The organism is Bacillota bacterium (genome assembly GCA_024655925.1).
Lineage (GTDB): Bacteria > Bacillota > DTU025 > DTU025 > JANLFS01 > JANLFS01.
In genome coordinates this window covers 1-4693 of record JANLFS010000105.1, presented here as the reverse complement: position 1 = coordinate 4693, position 4693 = coordinate 1, and the positions used below count along the sequence as shown (strand labels likewise).

Here is a 4693-nt window from a genome sequence, read left to right as displayed (position 1 = left end):
GGGGACGATGCCCCGGTGCGGCGGTCCACTGAGCCGTGAGCCTATCCCCCGATTCCGGGAGCTCAGCCTACTCTACCTTCACTTGGTAAGCCGCCAGTAATTCGGGTTCTTAACCAGTCTGACGTACTCGCCCGGCCTGTACTCCTTCAAGATGAACGGGCCGGTTCCTATGACCTTGGTAAGGCCGGGAACTGTCGGGTGAGGCTCGTTCCAGGGCTCGAAGGTCTTGTAGTCCTTGACGTCCTTCCAGATGTGCTTGGGCAGGAAGGAGAGGTCTGCATCGTAGAAATGCCAGTAGCTCACGTTAGAGAAGTACACTTTCGCGGTGAGCTTGTCTGGGGTCTCCACCTTCACGATGTCCTGGGTATAGGTGAGATACCGCGGGACCTTGTTGCTCTTGAGGAACTCGATTGTGAACTTGATGTCCTCAGAGGTGAACGGCATGCCGTCCTGCCACTTGATCCCGTCGTGCAGGTACCAGGTGATCACAGTCCCCTTTTTGCCGGGCTCAGGCTCCCAGACACCGACATCCCACTTCTTGGCCATCCACGGGATGTCCTCGAGGGTCTCGGGATCGCTCTCGACCAAGCTGCCCCAGACTCTGTAGAGGACCTCCCATGCGTATGCGCTGCTCGCGGTGCACAGGTTGAAGTTCTTAGGTTCCTCTGGAAGCAGCCACCGGATGGTGCCACCAGGTCCCGCAGTGCGCCGGATGTTCAGAGAGGTCCAGAGATTGCGGGCCTGAGCAGCTCCGAAGCCTTTCATCGGAACATACCCGGCTACGATATCTTTGCGGAATGCGTCGATGTAGGGCCTGGAGTAAAGGGGCACATACGGCATGGCCTTTGCCAGAATCATTTGGGCCTTGTCGGACCCGGCCCTCGCAGTCGCCAGGTCCGGTGCATACATAAGCTGCTCAAGCGCCTGGTCCAGCGCCGGCATGCGGATGCCAGGCCTGTTATACCCCGCCTCGACATCGTTTGATGAATGGAAGAAGTTGTAGAGAGACGTCGGGAGCTTGGAGAGCGACCACGCCAAAACATACATGTCGAACTCCGCCCGATCCAGCTTGTCGAGCATGACCGGGAAGTCCATCGGCTCGGGCTTGACGGGCAGTCCCACAGCCTGACAGGACTCGGCGATGATCTTGCCGATCTCCGCAGAGGTCGCCGCAACCTCATAGGTCGGGGTGAGGATCTTGACTTCTCTCATAGGCTTGCCGGTGGTGGGATCGATGCGCACTTTGGTGACAGGATCAAGCTTGTAGCCAGCCTTGTCGAGAATCTCCGCGGCCTTCGCGTGGCTGTATGGGAAGGTCGGGACGTCGTCCTTGTAGAAAGGCGAAACCCTCGGAACGAAGCTGGTCATCGGCAGCATGTAGCCCTTGAAGAGCGTACGGATGATGTTGTCCCTATCAACGCAGTGGGCCACTGCCTGTCGGACGACTTCAGCGTCAAGTGGGTTGGTCCGCATGTTGAAGCACAGGTAGAACATGTGGAACCCGAGGGTCATAGTGACGTCTGCGTTGGGCATCGTCTTCACCCAGTCGATGTCCACGGGCCTGGTCAGGCCGGGCAGGACGACACTATCGCCCCGCTCGAATGCTATCCTCTGCGCCTCCTGATCTTTGATGATGGGCATGATGATCTCGTCGACCTTGGGGCCCCACATATCATAGCTGGGGCTCTGGGCCTGGGTGATACTGGCCCCGAAAGCCAGCGTCACAACCAGAATAAGCGCCAGGGCCAGGCGGGCTCTCTTGAGCATCAGGCATACCTCCTTCTGTCTAAATCGTTGACCTCCACACTTCCCTACCTTTACAGACTGACGGGCTGCGTCCTCCCAGTGTATGCCGCCAATCACCTCGCCCCCGTCCGGCAGGTCTGTCAGGCAGTGTGCCATTTATGGCCTGCAAACATGCCGATGTTTCCAATTCGACACATGACACCCATATTCCTTCATGGAAGTCAATTGCATGCGTCTGTGGAGCGCGAAAGGAGCAGAAAGACGCTCTCATGATGGCGGTCTCATCGACCGCCGATGATGGGAGTGATGTGACACGCGACGTAGTGTCCAGGCTCCAGTTCCTCGAGTTTAGGGTGGTCACTCTCTCCGCACGCCTTAGCCGCCGTGGGACACCGATCGTAGAACCTGCACCTAGGAAATGGGTCGATGGGTCTCCCAACTCCCCCTCTGATGTTCGGAACAGGCCGCCGGACAGCCGGGTCGGGCACGGGCGCGGCAGAGATCAGGGCTTTGGTGTAAGGGTGCACCGGGTGCTTGATGATCCTTTCGGCTGGGCCCATCTCCACAATCTTGCCGAGATACATCACGGCGATCCGGTGACACAGATACCTCGCCACAGCGAGGTCGTGGGTGATGTACAGGTAGCTTATACCCAGGTCCTCCCTGAGCTTGGCCATCAGCTTCATGACCCCGGTCCGTATCGAAACATCCAGCATGGATGTGGGTTCGTCCGCGACCACGAAGGACGGGTTCACTACCAGGGCGCGGGCTATTGCGACCCGCTGGCGTTGCCCGCCTGACAGCTCGTGCGGGAACCGAAACAGGAACGTTGCCGGCGGCGTGATGCCAACGAGGTTGAGCATCTGTGCCACCCGCTCCTCGCGCTCGTCGAGACTCCCGATGCACGCCACGTTCAGTGGCTCTGCGACGATGTCGAAAATGGTCATCCTGGGGTCCAGCGACTCATATGGATCCTGGAAGACCATCTGCACCTTCTGGCGGAACCGCCTTGACTCGGCGTGAGACAAGTCCGAGACGTCCGCCCCATCCAGAAGTATTCGGCCTCCAGTTGGCTCGGTGAGCCGGACGATCATCCTTCCAGCGGTTGTCTTGCCGCACCCGGACTCGCCCACAAGCCCCAGGACTTCGCCTCGGCGGACGTCGAAGCTGATCCCGTCAACTGAGTGGAGCATCGGGAACCGCTTGCGGAACATGCCTCTGCCTACTTTGTAGTACTTCTTGAGGTCCTCGACCCGAAGGATGGCATCCGCTGCTGATTCAGTTGCAGGAACCGCCATTGCGCTCACCTCCAGAGACCGGGGCCTCCACAGGGTTGTGACATGCGATGAAATGGCCGGTCTCGACCTGCCGAAGAGGGGGATCGGTCTCCCGGCACTCGTCGATCGCCCAGTCACACCTGGGGTTGAACCTGCACCCCGGGGGTGGGGCCACGAGATTGGGAGGTTCGCCAGGGATCGTCGCCAGCTCGTGTTTGTCCCCGAGGATGCTGGGGTAGGCCATCATCAAACCGAAAGTGTACGGGTGGCGGGGTTGTTTGAAGACGTCATCCGCAGGGCCCCACTCCGCAAGCCGGCCGGCGTACATCACCCCCACCACATCGCTAACCTCCGCAATTACCGACACATCGTGGGAGATGTAGATCATACTCATGTTGATCCTGCGCCTGATCTCTTTCATTTCCCTGAGGATCTTGTCTTGGACAATTACATCCAGAGCAGTGGTGGGCTCGTCTGCGATGATCAGGCTTGGGTTGCAGGCTAGAGCCATGGCTATTACCGCCCTCTGCCTCATGCCCCCGCTGTATTCGTGGGCGTAGTGGTCCATCCGGTCACGGGGAATACCGACCAAGTCGAAAAGCTCTGCGACCCGATCACGCGCCTGAGTCTCGGTGGTCTCAGGTTCATGAGTCACTATCGCCTCGACTATCTGGTTTCCGACGGTGTATACGGGGTTGAGCGCGTTCATCGCGGCCTGAAATATCATGGAGACCTCTTTCCACCGCATACGGCGCACCTCTTCTTCGCGCATCGCGTACACATCCCGGTTGTTGAAGACGATGCGACCACGCTTGACCTCTGCGTTGTAGGGCAACAACCTCATGATCGACATCGCTACGGAGGTCTTGCCGCACCCGGACTCACCCACGAGGCCGAGAGACTGCCCGCGCTCCAGTGTGAGGGTTACTCCGTCCACGGCCTGGACCCACCCGGCTCTCGTCCGGTAATGCATTGCGAAATCTTCAATGCTCAGAAGGGGTTGCATGCCTGTCACCTCTTTCGGAGCCTCGGGTTGACGACTTCGTCGAGCCCCCGGCCGACCATGTAGAAGGCCGCGCAGAACACCGTGATGGCGACGCCCGACGGCAGCCACAGCCACCAGTGCGCACCGAAGTCAAACAGGTACCCAGCGACCTCAGCGGTGTGGATCATCATGCCCCAGCTCATGTCGATGTTCAGAACCCCGAAGAACGAGAGAGTGGCCTCGTAGGGTATGGCGGAGGTCACGTTGAACATCATGTAGAGGAACGAAAGGGGCAAGACATTGGGAATCACGTGGGCTCGGATGATGTGGAAGCCACTTCCCCCCGCCACACGTGCCGCATCGATGTACGGCCTTACTTCCACCTGGAGGGCCTGGGCTTTCAGGATGATGGTGATGCTGCCGAACCCCTGCACCATCCCAAGGACAAGTGCGAACGGCATGATACCGAAACGGACCATCGACCCGAGAACCACGAAAAGCGGCACAAGCGGGAAGAGCATCAATATGTCGGCAAGCCGCATGAAGAACGTGTCAGTGAACCCACCGTAGTAAGCCGCCACACACCCCACAATCGTGCCCACAACCACACTTACCAGGGCCGACAGCATTCCCAGCATGAACTCCCGGCCAGTGCTGAACATGAGCTGCGCCAGAATATCTCGAC

At 59.2% G+C, this 4693-nt stretch carries 4 protein-coding genes; all 4 read right to left on the bottom strand.

Going from position 1 to position 4693, the window contains the following annotated elements; translation table 11 throughout:
• Window positions 1–78 precede the first annotated feature (78 nt).
• Window positions 79–1767 carry an ABC transporter substrate-binding protein gene (locus NUW23_13305; GenBank protein ID MCR4427137.1) on the bottom strand — a complete coding sequence of 563 codons (1689 nt, stop codon included), beginning with the start codon at window positions 1765–1767 and terminating at the stop codon, window positions 79–81.
• Window positions 1768–2027: 260 nt separating this feature from the next.
• Window positions 2028–3044: an ATP-binding cassette domain-containing protein gene (locus tag NUW23_13300; protein MCR4427136.1), complete on the bottom strand. Its 1017-nt coding sequence runs from the start codon at window positions 3042–3044 to the stop codon at window positions 2028–2030.
• Window positions 3025–4029: an ABC transporter ATP-binding protein gene (locus NUW23_13295; protein MCR4427135.1), complete on the bottom strand. Its 1005-nt coding sequence runs from the start codon at window positions 4027–4029 to the stop codon at window positions 3025–3027. The genes NUW23_13300 and NUW23_13295 overlap by 20 nt, the downstream gene beginning before the upstream one ends.
• 5 nt (window positions 4030–4034) lie before the next feature.
• The coding region (locus NUW23_13290) for an ABC transporter permease (protein MCR4427134.1) at window positions 4035–4693 on the bottom strand (659 nt) is incomplete at its 5' end.